This is a genomic window from Pseudomonas sp. A125 (assembly GCF_055409485.1).
The window spans coordinates 95,348-112,185 of the sequence record NZ_JBUZVP010000026.1; the positions used below are offsets into that span (position 1 = coordinate 95,348).

A 16,838-nucleotide genomic window follows, 5' to 3' on the forward strand; every position below is an offset into this window, starting at 1 on the left:
TTAGGCTTCCTCGGCCTGAGGCACCCAGTTTTGCTGGGGGATCGGCAAGTTGCAGGAATCACCACGGCCCATCGGGAAGTACTGGATGCCTTTGCGCGCCAGGCGCTCGCCGTCGTACAGGTTGCGCCCGTCGAAGATCACCGGGGTTTTCAGGCGTTGCTGGATCAAGTCGAAGTCCGGGGCCTTGAACTGCTGCCATTCGGTGCAAATGATCAAGGCGTCGGAGCCGCTCAGTGTCGATTCCGGGGTGCCCATCAGCATCAGGCGTGGGTCATCACCGTAGATGCGTTGGGTTTCCTGCATGGCTTCGGGGTCAAACGCGCGCACGTTAGCGCCAGCGGCCCACAGGGCTTCCATCAGCACCCGGCTTGGCGCGTCGCGCATGTCGTCGGTGTTGGGCTTGAACGCCAGGCCCCACAAGGCAAATGTCTTGCCCTTGAGGTCGCCCTTGAAGAACGCATTGGCGCGTTCGAACAGCTTGCTTTTCTGGCGCTGGTTGATCGCTTCCACGGCCTCCAGCAGGTCGCTGGAGCAGTTGGCGGCCTTGGCGCTGTGGATCAGGGCGCGCATGTCTTTAGGGAAGCACGAACCGCCATAACCGCAGCCCGGGTAGATAAAGTGATAACCGATGCGCGAGTCGGCACCAATGCCCAGGCGCACGGCTTCGATGTCGGCGCCCAGGTGTTCGGCCAGTTCAGCGATCTGGTTGATAAAGCTGATCTTGGTGGCCAGCATGCAGTTGGCGGCGTACTTGGTCAGTTCGGCGCTGCGCAGGTCCATGAAGATGATGCGGTCGTGGTTGCGGTTGAACGGCGCGTACAGTTCGCGCATCACGTCGCGCACTTCTTCGCGCTCGCAGCCGATGACGATCCGGTCCGGGCGGCGGCAGTCGGCAACGGCCGAACCTTCCTTGAGGAATTCCGGGTTGGAGACGATATCGAATTCCAGGTGGCGGCCGGCCAGGTGCAGGGCTTTTTCCATGTGCGCGCGCAAGGTGTCGCCAGTGCCGACGGGCACGGTGGATTTTTCTACCAGGATCACCGGTTGTACCCGGTGACGGGCCACCGCATCGCCCACCGACAGCACGTATTTGAGGTCGGCCGAGCCGTCTTCATCCGATGGCGTGCCCACGGCGATGAACAGCACTTCGCCGTGTTCGACAGCCAGTTTTTCGTCATAGGTAAACGTCAGGCGTCCGCCTTCGAGGTTTTCCTTGACCATCGCCGCCAGGCCCGGCTCGAAAATGCTCACGTGGCCCTGTTGCAGCAACTTGACCTTGTTCTCGTCTACGTCCATGCAGATGACATCGTGACCGACTTCGGCCAATACGGTGGCCTGCACCAGACCGACGTAACCACTACCAAATACACTGATTTTCATGGGGCATTCCTGGGACTTGTAGTGCTAGCACGACGAGAGTTGATAGTCAGGACTCCGAGGATGACCAAGGCCACCCCCGCAGTTTTTGAAAGCGAAAAATGTTCGTTGAACACCGGCAGGCTGGCGGCCAGCAGGTAGACCAAGGCGTAGCTGATACTGAGCAGCGAATAGGCGCGGCCCAGTGGCAGGTCTTTGAGCGCGCCAAGCCAGCAGAGCATCGACAGGGCGTAGGCGAAGATCGCGAGGATCACTACGCCCAGTGCGCCCAGGTCGATGGCGCCAGTGTTGAGTGCTGTCAGCCATTCGGTGGGCAGCGGCAGGCGCGTCATGCTCCAGCGCATGCCCAGCTGGGCAGTGCTCACCAGTGCCACGCTGCCCAGGGCCAGGGCAAAACCGCGGGTGCGACTCATACCTGGCGCCCCAGCAACACAACGCCGGCAATCACCAGCAGCACGCCGAACCAGTGGCGGCCATCGATGTGTTCGTGGAACACAAAGCGCGCCACCAGGGTGACCAATACAAAGTTGAGACTGAGCATGGGGTAGGCGATGCCGACTTCCAGGCGTTGCAACACCAGCAGCCACACCAGCAAGCCCAGGCCCAGGCACACCAGCGCCGACCACAACCACGGCGAGCGCAGCTTCAAGGCCCAACCGTCCGGCTGGCCACGCCAGCTTTCCACGGCAAACTTCTGGGACACCTGGCCCATGCACGTCAGGAGGCAGGCGCCCAATAACAGGAGCAGTGTGGTCATGGCGCGCTCTGCGGGAAGATCAGGATCACGATATTGCCTTGCTCGTAACGCTTGCCATCTTTAGGCAGCAGGTCTACTTCCTGGCGCTCGTCGTCACCCTTGACCCGCATGACCACGCCCACCGAACCCTGTTTGCGCGCCTCGCTCATCCATTGCTGGACGCTGGCGGCATCGATCTTGCGATAAGCGGTGTCCGGGAAGGCGATGCCGTATTTCACTTCGCCAACGGTGTTGTAAAGCATCACTTCAGGGCGTTGCAGGCGCCACGACAAGGCCGAGGCGGCCCCCAGGTCGTTGCTCAACAACGCGGTGGTCGGCTGCAACTCCTGTAGGTGGTCGATGATGAACTGGTCCGGGGTCTTGTTATAAACCACCGAGTGCGGCAACGCCGCAGGTACCAGCGCCACCAGCAACCAACTGCCGATTACCGGCGCGGCCCACATATGCAGCGGGCGGGCGGCTTGCAGCAAATTGGCGATGATCCAGCCGAACAGGAACACGAACACCAGCACCAGGCTTAAGGTTTCCTGGCCATGCTCATACACCGGCTTTTTCAATTGGAACCAGGTCAGGGCCAGCAGCCCGAGCACGCCGATGATCAGGTTCAGCCAGCCGTTGATCCGCAGCACGCGGCCACGGGCCTGGGCCAGCTTGTCGGCCAATGTGTGGCCCATCAGCAGCGCCAGCGGCAGCAGGCACGGCATGATGTAGGACGGCAGCTTGCCTTTGGCCAGGCTGAAGAACGCCAGCGGCATCAGCAGCCACAGCAGCAGGAAGGCGATTTTGGCGCTGCGTTTTTCCAGCCAGGCCTGTTTCACGGTGGACGGCAGCAACGCCATCCACGGCAGGCTGAACCCGACCAGCAGCGGCAGGTAGTACCAGAACGGCTCGGCGTGCTGGGCATCGTCGCCGGCGAAGCGCTGGATGTGCTCGTGCCAGAAGAAGAAGTTCCAGTAATCCGGTTCCTGGGCATGCACCATCAGCGCCCAGGGCAGGCTCACGATAATTGCCACCACCACGGCCACCAGGCCATAGGTGAGCAATTCACGTAGGCGCTTTTGCCAGATCATGTAGGGCAGGGCGATCAGCACCGGCAGCAACCAGGCGAGGAAACCCTTGGTCATGAAGCCCATGCCGCAGGCGAACCCGAGCAAGGCCCACGACCACAGGCGGCCACGGGTGGTGGTGCTGTCGAAGCAGAACCACAGCGCAGCCCCGGTCAGGTTGACCCAGAAGGTGAACTGCGGATCGAGGTTGGCGTAGCCCGCCAGGAACGCCACGCTGACGAAACTCATGTACAGCACGGCGCTGACCAGGCTCTTGCGCGGGTCGTTCCACAAACGCCGGGCCACGAAGTACACCAGCAGGATGCTCAAGCCGGTGCTCAAGGCCGAGGCGAAACGCACGCCGAACAGGTTCTGGCCGAAAATCGCCTGGCCCAGCGCGATCATCCAGTAGCCGGCTGCGGGTTTTTCGAAGTAGCGAATCCCCATAAAGTGCGGCGAGGCCCATTTGCCGGTCAGCAGCATTTCCTGGCTGATCTGCGCATAGCGGGTTTCATCGGGAATCCACAACCCGTGGGTGGCGAGCGGGATCAGGTAGAACACCCCGAAAGCCAGCAGGAGCAGGGGCAGGGCCCAGCGCCGGATCATGCCTTTTGCACTCCGAGCCAGCCTTCACGGCCGCTCAGTACACCGCGCACCAGCTGTTGCTGGGGCAAGGTGGCCGGGTCGGCGGGCAACAGGTCACCCAACGGTTTAAACGCGATGCCGCGCTGCCCTGCCTGGGCGAGCAACTGGCGAAAATCATTGGCCATCAGAATCCCTTCTACTTCTGCGTGGATCGTATAAACGTTGAGCTTCGACGGCTTGAAGCGGTCGAGGATGTACGCGTTGAAATCCTTGGCGGCCACCACCGGACCCACGACTTCGTCGAAGGTCGGCATGTCTACCGGAATTTGTGGCGTGCCGGCACTGCCATCCGCCAGGGTTGGCCGGAACAGGCTGGTACCACGGCAATCGCTGTTGTAACGGAAGTTGAATTGTTGCTTGGCTTGCACCACGCGCTCATCGGCACGCCAGCCAGCGGCGGCTGAACAGTCGATGCGCGCACCGAGAATGTCGCTCAAGGTATCGACGCCACGGCGAATCTGTTCGATCAGCTGTGCATCGCTCCAGCTTGCGGTGTTGGCTTGCCAGCCGTGGTGGTCCCAGGCGTGCAAACCGACTTCATGCCCGGCGGCCTTGGCCTGGCGCATCAAGTGCCCCAGGTCGCGACCAATGGGTTTGCCCGGCCAGGCAGTGCCGGCCAGCAAAATATCCCAGCCGTACAGGCCTGCAGCATTGGAGCGCAGCATCTTCCACAAAAACTGCGGGCGGATCAGGCGCCACAAGTGGCGCCCCATGTTGTCCGGCCCGACGCTGAAGAAGAAGGTCGCCTTGACCCCGGCCTCATCAAGCGACTCCAACAACCTCGGCACCCCTTCACGGGTGCCTCGGTAGGTGTCGACGTCGATGCGTAGACCTGCTTGCATCAACGCTTGTCCGCGATTTCGAGCATGGCTTCACGCAGGAAGAAATCCAGGGTGTTGCCGATGGTTTCGCTCATCTCCACGGTAGGCTCCCAGTTCAGCAGGCGCTTGGCGTTGTCGATGCTTGGCTTGCGGTGTGCCACGTCCTGGTAACCGGTGCCGTAGAACGCCTTGCTCTCCACGTCGCGGAACCCGGCGAACGGCGGGAAATTGCCGCGCAGCGGGTGAGCTTCGAACTGACGCAGCAGCTCTTCGCCCAACTGACGGATGCTGGCTTCGTTTTCCGGGTTGCCGATGTTGATGATCTGGCCGTTGCAGTTATCGTTGTCGTTATCAATGATGCGCGCCAGGGCTTCGATGCCGTCGGCGATATCAGTGAAGCAGCGCTTCTGCTCGCCACCGTCGAACAGACGGATAGGGGTGCCTTCCACCAGGTTCAGGATCAGCTGGGTGATGGCGCGGGAGCTGCCGATACGGGCCGAGTCCAGGCGGTCGAGGCGCGGGCCCATCCAGTTGAACGGACGGAACAGGGTGAACTTCAGGCCTTTGTCGCCGTAGGCCCAGATCACGCGGTCCAGCAGTTGCTTGGAGACCGAGTAGATCCAGCGCTGTTTGTTGACCGGGCCCACCACCAGGTTGGAGGTGTCTTCGTCGAAGTACTGGTCCTGGCACATGCCATACACTTCGGAGGTCGACGGGAAGATCACGCGCTTGTTGTACTTCACGCAGTAGCGAACCAGTTTCAGGTTCTCTTCGAAGTCCAGTTCAAATACGCGCAGCGGGTTACGGGTGTATTCGATCGGGGTAGCGATGGCCACCAGCGGTAGGACCACGTCGCACTTCTTGATGTGGTACTCGATCCACTCGGAGTGGATGCTGATGTCGCCTTCCACGTAGTGGAAGTTCGGGTGGCTGCGCAGGCGCTCGATGGCGTCGGAGCCGATGTCCAGGCCGTAGATTTCGTAACGGTCGTCACGCAGCAGGCGCTCGGACAAGTGGTTACCGATAAAGCCGTTCACACCCAGGATCAGTACGCGGGTACGGCGTGGCTTGCGGCCCGACTCGGCGCCGCGCAGTACGGAACCGTCCACCAGGCCCAGTTCATCTGCCAGGGAAGGGCCGGCCAGGTACAGGCCGTTTTCGTTGCGCTGGCCGAACTTGACCACTAGCGAGTCTTCACCGCAAGCGATGCGCAGCGGGTTGACGCTGATCACGCGGCCAGGGGCCAGGCCTTCGTTGCCCTTGACGACTTCGGCGCTCCAGACGATCAGCTTGTGCTCGCCCACGGCGCAGAACGCGCCCGGGTACGGCTGGGTAACGGCACGCACCAGGTTGAACAGTTCTTCAGCCGGCTTTTTCCAGTCCAGCTTGCCGTCTGCTGCGGTACGACGACCGAAGTAGGTGGCTTTGCTCTCGTCCTGGGCGGTTTCTGCCAGCTTGCCTTGGGCCAGTTGCGGCAGGGCATCGCGCAGCAGGCTGGTGGCCGCTTCACGCAGTTTGGCGTGCAGGGTCAGGCCGGTGTCGGTGCGGTCGATCACGACTTTTTGCTGGGCCAGGATCGCGCCGGCATCGGCACGCTTGACCATGCGGTGCAGGGTCACGCCGGTTTCGGTTTCGCCATTGACCAGCACCCAGTTGGCCGGTGCGCGGCCACGGTATTGCGGCAGCAGCGAGCCGTGCAGGTTGAACGCGCCTTTTTTGGCGGTGGCCAGCAGGGCTTCGCTCAACAGGTTGCGGTAGTAGAACGAGAAGATGTAGTCGGGGTTGAGCTTGGCGATGCGCTCGATCCACAGCGGGTGGTTGGCGTCTTCCGGGGCGTGCACCGGGATGCCGTTGCGGGCGCAAAGCTGTGCGACGGAGCCGTAGAAATTGTTTTCCTTGGGGTCATCGGCATGGGTGAACACGGCAGCAATTTCGTAACCCGCATTGAGCAGGGCTTCAATACCAGCACAGCCAATATCGTGGTAAGCGAAGACAACAGCTTTTGAATTCATGACGAAACCTGATCGGAAGGAGAAGTAGAAGTGTGGGAAGACGTCAGGCCATCGACCGTGAAGGCCTCGGCCGGTGCTGCCGGTTGGTTGCGCAGCACTTTTTCAATAAAGAACCGTGGGCGGGCCCGCACATCGCTGTACATGCGGCCCAGGTATTCACCCAAGAGGCCCATGCCGATGAACTGGCCACCCGTGAACACGAACAGCACCGCGAACAGCACGAACATGCCGTCGCCGGCCCAACCGGCGCCAAAGGCCAGGCGCAGCACGATCAGTGCGAAGGCGAAGATCATGCCCAGTGCCGCCAGGCTGAAACCAACGATGCTCAACAAGCGCAATGGCGTGGTGGTCATGCAGGTCAGCAGGTCGAACATCAGGCTGATCAGGCGCATCGGGCTGTACTTGGACTCGCCGTGTTCACGCTCGGCGTGATGCACCAGGATTTCCGTGGTGTGGCGCGCAAAGCTGTTGGCCAGGATCGGGATGAAGGTGCTGCGCTCGCGGCAGGCCAGCATCGCGTCGACGATGGTGCGCCGGTAAGCGCGCAGCATGCAGCCGTAGTCGCTCATGGCGACGCCGGTGGAGCGTTGTACCGCAAGGTTGATCAAACGCGACGGCCAGCGGCGGAAGGCCGAGTCCTGGCGGTTGTTGCGCACGGTGGCAACCACGTCGTAGCCCAGGGCGGCCTGCTCGACTAAACGCGGGATTTCTTCCGGCGGGTTCTGCAGGTCGGCGTCCAGGGTGATCACCACGTCGCCGCGGCAATGTTCGAAGCCGGCCATGATTGCGGCGTGCTGGCCGTAGTTGCGGTTGAGAATGACCGCGACCACGTTGCTGCGTTCTAGCGCGGCGGCGTCTTCCAGCAATTGCGCTGAGTTGTCGCGGCTGCCGTCATCCACCAGGACGATTTCGTATTCGTAAGCCAGTTGTTTGCAGGCGGCCATGGTGCGGCGCAGCAGTTCAGGCAGGCTTTCTTGTTCGTTGTAGACCGGGATAACGATCGACACGCAATGAATTGGGTAGGGTTTCAAAGATTCATTACCTCGGGGGTTAGAGCAACTTGGAGCGTAGAGACAGCAGTAATCATTAGCCTCGGCTGACGGGCATCCGATCGAGATTAGCGTTGATTTGTGGCATTCATTCGACAGTCCTGGCAGGTCACAGTGGGTCTTCCATGGCTTACGTGAGTAAAGACCAAAACGTGCAAAGGTAAAGCGGAATCAACGAGTTAACCTGCAAATTACAGTTCGTTCCCAAGTCGTAGCGCCAAGATTAAGCGCAAAAATGTATAACGAATATGAAACGCAGATGAAAAAGTCGTTTTTTTGGCAGGTAGACAGCTAGTGTTCAGGTAAACAGTAGGGCCACGCACAAAGCGGTCCTGGCTGCGCGCAGAGGGGTGCGTCGGGTTTTTCCGCACGCGGCAGCATTCCTGAAGAATCTTCTCTGCATTGCCCCGCAAGTGCCGGTAAAGTAAGCCATCTCTTGCCAGGGCAGTCGGATGAATAGCGTGCAGCGTTTACGGCCAATGTTGATGGTGTTGTTGATGACGGTAGCCTGGGCCGCGAGTGTGCGGGCCGATGAAGGCGTGGCCCTGACCGCCATCGACCCGGTCCCCGATGGCGTAGAAGTGCGGGGTAGGCAGGTGGGGGCCTATACCTGGACCGACCAGCAAGGCAAGAACCTGCTGGTGTTGGCGGAACAAGTCAGCGAGCGGGACGACGACGGCACCCAGTCGGCGTTTGTGTATGCCGCCCAGTATTTGCTCGATGGCGACCGGCCGCGGCGGCTCTGGATGCTCTATGACGATGTGCAGCATTGCCAGTTCGATGCCGGGGCGCATTTCAACACCGATGCCACCAGGGTCACGGATTTGCTCGGCGACGGCATCAGCCAGGTCACCGTGGGCTATGGCCGCACCTGCACCAGCGACGTGAGCCCCAATGACTTCAAGTTGATCATGCACATTGGCAAGTCTCAGAAGTACCGCCTGCGCGGCATGGACCGTTATGGCGCGAGCTGGTGGGATGAAGATGCCGGCGCCCTGCAGGGCATGCCCTTACCCAAGGATTGCAGCATTGCGGGGCAACAAGCGCTGGTCAGCCAGTACAAGGAGCAGGGCACCGAGTTGCCGTTGCCGGGTTGCTATGGCGATGAACAAGACTTTGCCAAGGCGCCCAAGCCGTATCTGGACTTCATGCGCCAGCACTGGTTTGCCTTGATGCAAAAGCAGGACACCGAGTGGAGCCAGCAACAGACGCCAGCCCCCACGGAAGACGATCAGGAATAGCCGTCGAGGATTGGCCGCGCTAGAATCGGCATTCGCCAATTCACTAAATATGTCGACTAAACAGATGGTTAGTCGACATATTTAATCCAAAGGCTGATCTACCTTGACTGAGTCTATCCGCAACCCGCTGACCCTCTACCTCACTCGCCTGGCGCCCTCCAGCCAGTTGACCATGCGCTATGTGCTGCAGGACGCGGCCGACCGCCTGGGCTTTGAAGACATCAACCTCGAAGACATCGACTGGCACCTGCTGCAACCCGAGCAGGTCATGGCACTGGTGGCAGTGCTGCGCGAAGACGGTTATGCACCGAACACGTCCTCGCTGTACGTCAATGCAGTGCGTGGGGTGATGAACGAGGCCTGGCGGATGAGCCTGATCAGCCAGGACCATCTGCTCAAAATGCGCTCGGTCAAGGCCACGGCTGGCACACGCTTGAGCCAGGGCCGTAACCTGCGGCGCACACTGATACGTGAGTTGATGGAAGTCTGCGCCGCCGACCCGCGCCCCCAGGGCCTGCGGGACGCGGCGGTGATCGGGATTCTGTATGGTTCGGGCATGCGCAAGTCGGAGTCGGTGAACATCGAGCTGGGCCAGGTCGACTTTGCCGAGCGCAGCCTGCGAGTCACCGGCAAGGGCAACAAACAACTGGTCAAGTACGCACCGGGCTGGGCCTTTGCCAAGCTGGAGGCATGGCTGGAGTTTCGCCGGAGCCAGTTGAAACCGGGCGAGCAGGACGACGCGTTCCTGTTCAACCGTATCCGCCGAGGCAGCCATATCACCCGCGAACGCATCACCAAACATGCGATTTACTACATTGCCCGCCAGCGTGGGCAACAGGTTGGCGTGAAGATCATGCCCCACGATTTCCGGCGTTCGTTCATCACTCGAGTGATTGAAGAGTACGACCTGTCCATTGCCCAGAAGCTGGCGCACCACACCAATATCCAGACCACCGCCAACTATGACGTGCGCGACGACAACGAGCGGCGCCGCGCGGTGGATCGGTTTGACCTGTAGGGCCGCCCGTAACCTCATGGGTCAACTGCCTTGAACTCTGCCCGACACCTGCGCTCGCAATAAACAGGGCGCGGGTTTTGCCGCGTGCCGAGTTCATTCAGTCAAGGGAGCAGACCATGGATACCTACAACATCAACAAAACCGGCACGGGTTGGGCACTGACCAGGCAGGGTTCGGCACGGCCGTCGAAAACGGCTGAGACCAAAGAGGCGATCATTGAATTGGCGAAAGAGTTTCTCAGCGACAAGACCGCCTCGCTGAGGATTCACAGCATGGACGGGCGGATTCAGGAAGAACGCACATACCCGCGCAAAGCTGACCCGACACGATCTCCAGGTTGAGCGAGTAAATCCAGTGTGGGAGCGAGCAAGCCCGCTCCCACACTGGATTTACCTCCTGCGTTAGAGAATCGGCTTGCCGCCCGTTACCGCATACCGCGAGCCGGAGATGTAGCTGGCCTCATCCGACGCCAGCAGGACATAGATCGGCGCGACTTCCACCGGCTGCCCGGGGCGGCCAAGTGGCGTCTCGCTGCCGAAGCTTTGCACATCTTCCTCGGTCATGGTCGAGACAATCAGTGGCGTCCAGATCGGGCCCGGAGCCACGCTGTTCACCCGGATGCCCTTGCTGCCCAGCAGTTGCGCCAGGCCGCCGGTGAAGTTGGCAATCGCGCCCTTGGTCGCGGCATACGCCAGCAACGTAGGCTTGGGCATATCGGAATTCACCGAGCTGGTATTGATGATCGAGCCGCCGGGCTTCATGTGCGGCAGCGCGGCCTTGCAGATGCGAAACATGGCGGTGATGTTGATATCGAAGGTCTTGACCCATTCCTCGTCGGGAATCTCCTCGAAGGTCTCGTGGGTCATTTGGAATGCTGCGTTATTGACCAGCACATCGATACGCCCGAATTGCTCTACGGTCTTGTCGACAATCATTTGGCAGTTGGCCTTTTGCGCGAGATCCCCAGGCAGCAGCAGGCATTGGCGGCCGGCTTCTTCCACCCAACGGGCGGTTTCTTTTGCGTCCTCGTGCTCATCCAGGTATGCGATGGCAACGTCGGCACCTTCGCGGGCGAAGGCAATCGCCACGGCACGCCCGATGCCGCTGTCGGCGCCGGTGACCAGGGCTATCTTGTTGGCCAGGCGGCCAGAGCCGGTGTAAGTCTTTTCGCCGCAGTCCGGGTACGGTTCCATTTTCTTCTGCGAACCGGGAACGGATTGGGCCTGGCTGGGGAAGGGTGGGCGCGGGTAATCAGTCATCTCAATCTCCATAGATCACAACGGGTTCTATGGATTAGTGATTTTGCGCGCGGAAATAGTTGTAACCGATTTCCGCCAGGCCCGACGAATGGTTAGCAGTCAACCGTGCTGGCACGCATCGCCCAGGCGCATGTAGTCCAGTTCGTGCCGTACGCCGTGGCTGTCGATATAAACCATGTGCCCCTTGACCGGCCCGCACTCGGTGGAGGATTCGGAACTCACGCGTACCACCTTGGCAATATCCAGGTCCTGGGAGTAATCGTACGCCTCGCTGGCGGGTACGCTGGCACTCGCCGCGGGCGCAGGGGGTTCACCCTGGGCGACGGCCAGGGTGCTGAACAGGCCCAGCAGGGCAATAAACAGGTAACGCATGACAACCTCCAGCGCCATGAGGGCGACTTGACTGTGGTTGGCATTCTACAAAGCGGGCCGCACGAGGCTGAACGGGTTCCGGCCAATAGAGCTCATCAGCGAAAACGATAGAAGCGCCCGTTGGGCCGTAATCAAAAGGTGATGCCGGCCCGGCAACCGCAGGGGATAGCCAGCGGTTATCGGCAGCGGCGCGCTTCTCATTACTCGTCCCGCATCAAGTGCAGTACTTTTCATTCGGCAGCCAACCACAGCGTCATGACGGCCTAGGGCCGTGGCTGATCACCCCAATGGAAGAGGTTCTTGCAATGCAAACAACTGGGCCGTACTCGGGGCTTTTTCCTGTTGCTCCCACGCCTTTCAACGATGCCGGCGAGCTCGATTTCGAGGGGCAGGGGCGTGTACTGGACTGCATGATCGACCAGGGCGTCGACGGTATCTGCATCCTGGCCAATTACTCGGAACAGTTTCTGCTTTCGGATGAAGAGCGCCGCCAATTGACTGAGTTCTGCCTGGAACATGTGCAGGGTCGTGTGCCGGTGATGGTCACCTGCAGCCACTTCAGTACCCAGGTCGCCAGCCAGCGCGCACGTCACGCCGCAGACCACGGGGCCAGGTTGATCATGATGATGCCGCCCTACCATGGCGCGGGCATCAAGCTGGAGCCGCGATTGATCAGCGAGCATTTCGCCCGGGTAGCAGAGGCATGCCAACTGTCGATCATGATCCAGGATGCACCGCTAAGTGGCGTGACGCTGTCCACCGCGTTTCTGGCGGAAGTGGCACGCACCTTGCCGCTGGTTCGTTACTTCAAAATCGAAGTGCCAGGCACCGCCGCCAAGCTGCGTCAGCTGATCGAACTGGGCGCAGGCAACATCGTCGGCCCGTTCAATGGTGAGGAGGCGATAACCCTTATGGCCGACCTGGATGCCGGGGCGCGTGGCGTCATGGCCAGCGCGATGATTCCCGACCTGATCCGGCCCGTGATGGCCGCCCATGCCGAAGGTCGTCGCCAGGATGCCATCCAGGCCTATGAGCGGATCTTGCCGCTGATCAATTACGAGAACCGTCAATGCGGCCTGCGTGCGGCGAAAACGGTGATGAAGGAGGGCGGGGTGATCAAGTCTGACGCTGTGCGCCATCCCCTGGAAATGCTGCACCCGAAAACACGCGAGGGCCTGCTTGAACTGGCCAGCGCGGCCAACCCGATTGCGTTGCAATGGGGGCGGTAAGAGGGCCCCCCGGCGTCAATCGACGGCGTGAAGGTGGCTGGGCTATAAGGTGTCTGACGTGTGCTGGTATTTGTCTAGGGCTCGGGTGAGAACAAGAAAAATGACTGTTTTAGCGAACGCTGTTTTGTCCACGGGTACGTCGGAACTGATTCGTCTCGTTGATGTGACGAAGTCATACGGCAGCATCAACGTGTTGAAGCCGGTTAACCTGGAGATCAAAGACGGGGAGTTTCTGACTATCCTGGGTCCATCCGGGTCCGGCAAGACAACCATTCTGCGCATGATTGGCGGGTTCACGACACCGACATCGGGGCAGGTGTTATTGCGCGGAACCGACATTGTCAGTTTGCCGATCTTCAAAAGACCGTTTAATACGGTGTTCCAGGACTACGCGCTCTTTCCGCACATGACCGTGGCGGGCAATGTGGGGTACGGGCTGCGTATTCGCCGCCTGCCAGCCGCTCAGATCAAGGCCAAGGTCAGGGCCGTACTGGAAACCGTCAACCTGGCAGACAAGGCCGACCGCTATCCTGCGGCACTTTCTGGCGGCCAGCGTCAACGCGTTGCCCTGGCACGGGCCATCGTCTGTGAACCGCAAGTGATCCTGCTCGACGAGCCCCTGGCGGCGCTGGACGCCGAACTGCGTCGATCCATGCAGGATTTTCTCAAGGACCTGCAACGAAGAATTCGCACCACCTTTGTGTTCATCACCCATGACCAGGAAGAGGCGATCGCCATGTCAGATCGCATCGCCGTGATGGACCATGGCCGCCTGATTCAAGTGGGCACCCCCCAAGAGATCTACTACAAGCCCAAAACCGAGTTTGTCGCCAAGTTCTTTGGAGAAAACAACTTGCTGCCGACCACCCCGAAGGGCGCCTCCTTCATTGAGAGCCCACTGGGTCAACACGCTTCGCCCGGGGGCATGGACAAGGCGCTGCAAATAGCCATCCGGCCTGAAAGTTTCAGCCTGCATGACGGCGCCGAATGCAGGGCGGACGAGCAGGTCACCACCGCGAAGCTTGAAGGCCTGACCTTCCTTGGGCCTACCACCCAGTTATCACTTTCTCTGGGCAGTGCGGCGGTGCATCGCATCAAAGTCCGCTTGCCGACTGCGCTGTGCGCCAATCATTTGAGTGTTGGCGCCCAGGTTTCGCTGCGCTGGTCAGCGTCCGATGTCAGCTTTGTGCCGAGAGAAGCCTAGATGACCACCCTGACTTTGGAAATGGAACCTGCCAGCCCGAAGCGGCTGCAGCTCACCAGGATCCTGGTGAAACTCCTGATTTATGGCGTTCCCACCGTCATGATCCTGGTACCGCTGGTGTCGTTCCTGGCGTATAGCTTTTTAGAGCAGAAGAATGGCGTTTTGACGGGGAGCCTGACCTGGGCGAACTATGCAGGCTTTTTTGCCGGCAGTTACCTCAAGGTCTTTCTCGGCACGCTGAAGCTGGCCTTCTTCGTTGCCCTGGTAGCGTTGGTGTTTGGCTACATTATTTCCTACTTGATATGGCGCCTGGAGGGTTCGGCACGCTACCTGCTGCTGTTGCTCAGTGCCTTGCCCCTGGTGATGAACTACGTCGTCAAGATTTACGCGATGCGCAGCATTCTGGGGTACAGCGGGTTTTTGAATTCGCTGTTGTTATCCCTGGGGGTAATAGACGCGCCCAGCCGGCTGTTTATTTTCAACCAGACCGCCGTAATGATCGCGATGGCGGTGATCTATCTGCCGTTTGGCATATTGCCGATATTCCTGGCGCTTGATCGTATTCCACCCTCGCTGATCGCCGCCGCTGCCGACCTGGGGGCCAAGCCCGGCTGGACGTTTTTAACCATCGTCCTTCCCTTAAGTTTGCCTGGGTCGATTGCCGGTGCGTTGTTTGTGATGGTGATCGCCATTGGTGACTACCTGACCCCGCAAATGGTCGGTGGCAGCGAGGGCTTCACGTTCGGGCGCGCCATCTGGAGCCAGTTCGGCATGGCGTTCAACTGGCCACTCGGTGCTGCGCTGGCGGTGGTGTTGTTGGTCGCGGTGATCGCAATCATCGGGCTTGCCTCCCTTGTTTCCCGTATCGGGAGAGTAAAATGACCCCCATGGAACGTGTCACGCTCACTGTACTGTGGGTGATCGGTATCTTGGCGTTTGCCGTGCTCTATGCGCCGGCAGCCATTGTGGTGACGCTGTCGTTCTTCAGCATTAAAAACCATCAGATTGACTGGTCGGATTTCAGCTTGCAGTGGTACGGCAAGTTTGCGCAAAACAGTCAGTTGCTCGACTCACTGGGTAACTCGTTGTGGGTGGGAGCTTGCGCTGTGGTGGCGGCGACGATTATTTCGCTGGCGCTGGCCTACTACATGAAGACTGGCGCGCGTAAGGGTCAAAAATATATCGAGTTCGTTATATTTTTGCCGTTCGTATTGCCCGCCATCATTACCGGTATCTCATTGCTGGTGGCCTTTAGAGAGGCAGGCCTGGAACGGAGCCTGGTGACCGTTACCATCGGCCACGTTGTGCTGATACTGGCGGTTATCTATCGCATGATCATGATCCGGCTGGACACACTTGAAGACTCACAAATCGAGGGTTCACTTGATTTGGGCGCCAACGGTTTTGAGACCTTTATCTATATCGTGTTCCCTCAGTTACGTTCGGCATTAGTGACAAGTTCCCTGCTGGCGTTTGCACTGTCGTTCGACGAAACATTGGTTACCTTCTTCCTGGTCGGAGGCGACAGCACACTCCCCATGCGGTTGTGGGCAATGATGCGAACCGGCTTCACCCCGGAAATCAATGCCCTGGTCTCGGTAGTGCTGTGCGTCACGCTGATGTGTGCAGCGCTGGGTGCACTGTCGTTACGTCAAAGTATTGAGCGCAAGGCATAACAACAATACGGCTTTACCGATATTGAATCATTTTTTACTGCTGGGCAGGTGTCGTGCAAGACGAGCGATCACTAAGCGGGCCAACTATCACGCCCAAGTAGTTCGCGCATAATAATTTAAAAGTATCGAGAGAGAACGACATGAAAAGACGTGATTTTTTGGCTTTAAGTACCGTCGTTGCGGCCAGCGCGCTTATTACTCCAGGTTTCATACGCACCGCTGGGGCGGCGAGTAAAGAACTCAGGGTGCTGACGTGGGAAGGTTACGCAGACGACCAGTGGGTGAAGGCGTTCGAGAAAAAAACCGGCGCTTCCGTCTCCGTCACTTACGCGGCCAGCGTGGATGAAATCTTCGCAAAAATGACCGCCTCCAAAGGTGCCGATTATGACGTGATCGCCATCGAGACTTCTTCTTATAAACGTCTGACCCAGGAAAAGCTGATCCAGCCGCTCGACGTGGCCAAGTTGCAAAACGCCAAGAACCTGATGCCTACTTTCCAGGACGTGTCAGCGATCAAGTTTGATGGCAAAACCTACGCGGCCCCCTTCGCCTGGGGCTCGATCCCACTGATATACAACGCCGACGTCTTTAAAGTGGCCCCGGACAGTTGGGAAGTGCTTTGGGATGAGAAATACAAAGGTCGGATGATTATTGTGGACGATGCCAACAACGCCATTGTGACGGCCGCGTTGACACTGGGCATTAAAGACCCGTTTAACTTGACCGATGATCAATTCACCCTGATCAAGAGCAAACTGCTTGCGCAAAAGTCCAATATCGCCAGTTATTATTCCGGCTTTGATGACGGGGTGAGCATCTTTGCCCAGGGCGGCATCGACTTCATGATGTCCATGGGCGAACCCCAGGCGGCCATGCTCAAGAAACGCGGGGTTAACGCCGAACTCACGATTCCCAAGGAAGGGGCAATTGGCTGGATTGATTGCTGGTGTATCAGTGTCAAAGCCCGGGACGTAGGCCTGGCGCACGCCTGGGTCGATGCCATGCTTGAAAAAGACGTGGGCACTTATATCAGGGCGGTTGCAGGAGCTGAGTGCAACACGGTCATTGAATTGAAGCTGGAGCATCATGCCGCATAGCCATGGCCTTCTGCATCACCTCGCCCATAACTTCG

Annotated in this window: 16 protein-coding genes and 1 pseudogene; 8 read left to right on the top strand and 9 right to left on the bottom strand. The window is 59.5% G+C overall.

Going from position 1 to position 16,838, the window contains the following annotated elements; genetic code table 11:
• From ACZRN6_RS28005 to arnC, 7 genes are read right to left on the bottom strand one after another with little or no spacing between them, the layout of a single operon-like run.
• Positions 1–1,380, bottom strand: coding sequence for a UDP-glucose dehydrogenase family protein (locus ACZRN6_RS28005; protein WP_322145256.1), 1,380 nt, complete (start codon positions 1,378–1,380; stop codon positions 1–3).
• A complete protein-coding gene (arnF, locus tag ACZRN6_RS28010; protein WP_464009336.1) occupies positions 1,377–1,790 on the bottom strand; it encodes a 4-amino-4-deoxy-L-arabinose-phosphoundecaprenol flippase subunit ArnF in 414 nt (137 codons plus the stop codon). The genes ACZRN6_RS28005 and arnF overlap by 4 nt, the downstream gene beginning before the upstream one ends.
• Positions 1,787–2,134 (bottom strand): 4-amino-4-deoxy-L-arabinose-phosphoundecaprenol flippase subunit ArnE, encoded by a 348-nt coding sequence (arnE, locus tag ACZRN6_RS28015; RefSeq protein WP_322145254.1) that lies wholly within the window; start codon positions 2,132–2,134, stop codon positions 1,787–1,789. Before arnE ends, arnF begins: the two co-directional genes overlap by 4 nt.
• Positions 2,131–3,786: a lipid IV(A) 4-amino-4-deoxy-L-arabinosyltransferase gene (arnT, locus tag ACZRN6_RS28020; protein WP_464009337.1), complete on the bottom strand. Its 1,656-nt coding sequence runs from the start codon at positions 3,784–3,786 to the stop codon at positions 2,131–2,133. The genes arnE and arnT overlap by 4 nt, the downstream gene beginning before the upstream one ends.
• Positions 3,783–4,667, bottom strand: a complete 885-nt coding sequence (gene arnD, locus ACZRN6_RS28025) for a 4-deoxy-4-formamido-L-arabinose-phosphoundecaprenol deformylase (protein ID WP_464009338.1) — start codon at positions 4,665–4,667, stop codon at positions 3,783–3,785. Before arnD ends, arnT begins: the two co-directional genes overlap by 4 nt.
• Entirely contained in the window at positions 4,667–6,658 is a 1,992-nt protein-coding gene (gene arnA, locus ACZRN6_RS28030; protein ID WP_464009339.1) for a bifunctional UDP-4-amino-4-deoxy-L-arabinose formyltransferase/UDP-glucuronic acid oxidase ArnA, read from the bottom strand. Before arnA ends, arnD begins: the two co-directional genes overlap by 1 nt.
• Positions 6,655–7,689 carry an undecaprenyl-phosphate 4-deoxy-4-formamido-L-arabinose transferase gene (arnC, locus tag ACZRN6_RS28035; protein WP_464009340.1) on the bottom strand — a complete coding sequence of 345 codons (1,035 nt, stop codon included), beginning with the start codon at positions 7,687–7,689 and terminating at the stop codon, positions 6,655–6,657. The genes arnA and arnC overlap by 4 nt, the downstream gene beginning before the upstream one ends.
• A 470-nt stretch (positions 7,690–8,159) precedes the next feature.
• Between arnC and ACZRN6_RS28040 the strand changes: the two genes are divergently transcribed.
• The 3 genes from ACZRN6_RS28040 (at position 8,160) to ACZRN6_RS28050 (ending at position 10,307) form a co-directional block, all read left to right on the top strand.
• Entirely contained in the window at positions 8,160–8,948 is a 789-nt protein-coding gene (locus ACZRN6_RS28040; RefSeq protein ID WP_464009341.1) for a M949_RS01915 family surface polysaccharide biosynthesis protein, read from the top strand.
• A 103-nt stretch (positions 8,949–9,051) separates the two neighbouring features.
• Positions 9,052–9,966 carry a site-specific integrase gene (locus tag ACZRN6_RS28045; RefSeq protein WP_464009342.1) on the top strand — a complete coding sequence of 305 codons (915 nt, stop codon included), beginning with the start codon at positions 9,052–9,054 and terminating at the stop codon, positions 9,964–9,966.
• Between the two features lie 116 nt (positions 9,967–10,082).
• On the top strand, positions 10,083–10,307 hold the full coding sequence (locus ACZRN6_RS28050; RefSeq protein ID WP_322145247.1) for a DUF2188 domain-containing protein: 225 nt from the start codon (positions 10,083–10,085) through the stop codon (positions 10,305–10,307).
• A gap of 60 nt (positions 10,308–10,367) precedes the next feature.
• On the opposite strand, the gene ACZRN6_RS28055 is transcribed toward ACZRN6_RS28050, so the two are convergent.
• The gene (locus ACZRN6_RS28055) at positions 10,368–11,225 is read right to left on the bottom strand and encodes an SDR family oxidoreductase (RefSeq protein WP_322145246.1); all 858 of its coding nucleotides are present in this window, start codon (positions 11,223–11,225) and stop codon (positions 10,368–10,370) included.
• Positions 11,226–11,324: 99 nt separating this feature from the next.
• Entirely contained in the window at positions 11,325–11,597 is a 273-nt protein-coding gene (locus tag ACZRN6_RS28060) for a DUF2790 domain-containing protein (protein ID WP_322145245.1), read from the bottom strand.
• A gap of 305 nt (positions 11,598–11,902) precedes the next feature.
• On the opposite strand from ACZRN6_RS28060, the gene ACZRN6_RS28065 reads away from it, so the two are divergent.
• The 5 genes and pseudogenes from ACZRN6_RS28065 to ACZRN6_RS28085 all read left to right on the top strand — a co-directional run.
• Positions 11,903–12,826, top strand: a complete 924-nt coding sequence (locus ACZRN6_RS28065) for a dihydrodipicolinate synthase family protein (RefSeq protein WP_322145244.1) — start codon at positions 11,903–11,905, stop codon at positions 12,824–12,826.
• A gap of 100 nt (positions 12,827–12,926) precedes the next feature.
• Positions 12,927–14,030, top strand: coding sequence for an ABC transporter ATP-binding protein (locus tag ACZRN6_RS28070; protein ID WP_464009343.1), 1,104 nt, complete (start codon positions 12,927–12,929; stop codon positions 14,028–14,030).
• The gene (locus ACZRN6_RS28075) at positions 14,031–14,912 is read left to right on the top strand and encodes an ABC transporter permease (protein WP_322145242.1); all 882 of its coding nucleotides are present in this window, start codon (positions 14,031–14,033) and stop codon (positions 14,910–14,912) included.
• A complete protein-coding gene (locus ACZRN6_RS28080) occupies positions 14,909–15,706 on the top strand; it encodes an ABC transporter permease (RefSeq protein ID WP_322145241.1) in 798 nt (265 codons plus the stop codon). The genes ACZRN6_RS28075 and ACZRN6_RS28080 overlap by 4 nt, the downstream gene beginning before the upstream one ends.
• Positions 15,707–15,846: 140 nt before the next feature.
• A pseudogene (locus tag ACZRN6_RS28085) lies at positions 15,847–16,731 on the top strand (extracellular solute-binding protein); the annotation flags it as partial.
• Between the last annotated feature and the right edge of the window lie 107 nt (positions 16,732–16,838).

Excerpts from the sequence above, each read along its gene's own strand:
- ACZRN6_RS28070 (WP_464009343.1), top strand. The coding sequence starts at position 12,927 with ATGACTGTTTTAGCGAACGCTGTTTTGTCCACGGGTACGTCGGAACTG.
- ACZRN6_RS28060 (WP_322145245.1), bottom strand. The coding sequence starts at position 11,597 with ATGCGTTACCTGTTTATTGCCCTGCTGGGCCTGTTCAGCACCCTGGCC.
- arnF (WP_464009336.1), bottom strand. The coding sequence starts at position 1,790 with ATGAGTCGCACCCGCGGTTTTGCCCTGGCCCTGGGCAGCGTGGCACTG.
- ACZRN6_RS28050 (WP_322145247.1), top strand. The coding sequence starts at position 10,083 with ATGGATACCTACAACATCAACAAAACCGGCACGGGTTGGGCACTGACC.
- ACZRN6_RS28040 (WP_464009341.1), top strand. The coding sequence starts at position 8,160 with ATGAATAGCGTGCAGCGTTTACGGCCAATGTTGATGGTGTTGTTGATG.
- ACZRN6_RS28055 (WP_322145246.1), bottom strand. The coding sequence starts at position 11,225 with ATGACTGATTACCCGCGCCCACCCTTCCCCAGCCAGGCCCAATCCGTT.
- ACZRN6_RS28065 (WP_322145244.1), top strand. The coding sequence starts at position 11,903 with ATGCAAACAACTGGGCCGTACTCGGGGCTTTTTCCTGTTGCTCCCACG.
- arnT (WP_464009337.1), bottom strand. The coding sequence starts at position 3,786 with ATGATCCGGCGCTGGGCCCTGCCCCTGCTCCTGCTGGCTTTCGGGGTG.
- ACZRN6_RS28080 (WP_322145241.1), top strand. The coding sequence starts at position 14,909 with ATGACCCCCATGGAACGTGTCACGCTCACTGTACTGTGGGTGATCGGT.
- arnA (WP_464009339.1), bottom strand. The coding sequence starts at position 6,658 with ATGAATTCAAAAGCTGTTGTCTTCGCTTACCACGATATTGGCTGTGCT.
- ACZRN6_RS28075 (WP_322145242.1), top strand. The coding sequence starts at position 14,031 with ATGACCACCCTGACTTTGGAAATGGAACCTGCCAGCCCGAAGCGGCTG.
- arnE (WP_322145254.1), bottom strand. The coding sequence starts at position 2,134 with ATGACCACACTGCTCCTGTTATTGGGCGCCTGCCTCCTGACGTGCATG.
- ACZRN6_RS28005 (WP_322145256.1), bottom strand. The coding sequence starts at position 1,380 with ATGAAAATCAGTGTATTTGGTAGTGGTTACGTCGGTCTGGTGCAGGCC.
- arnD (WP_464009338.1), bottom strand. The coding sequence starts at position 4,667 with ATGCAAGCAGGTCTACGCATCGACGTCGACACCTACCGAGGCACCCGT.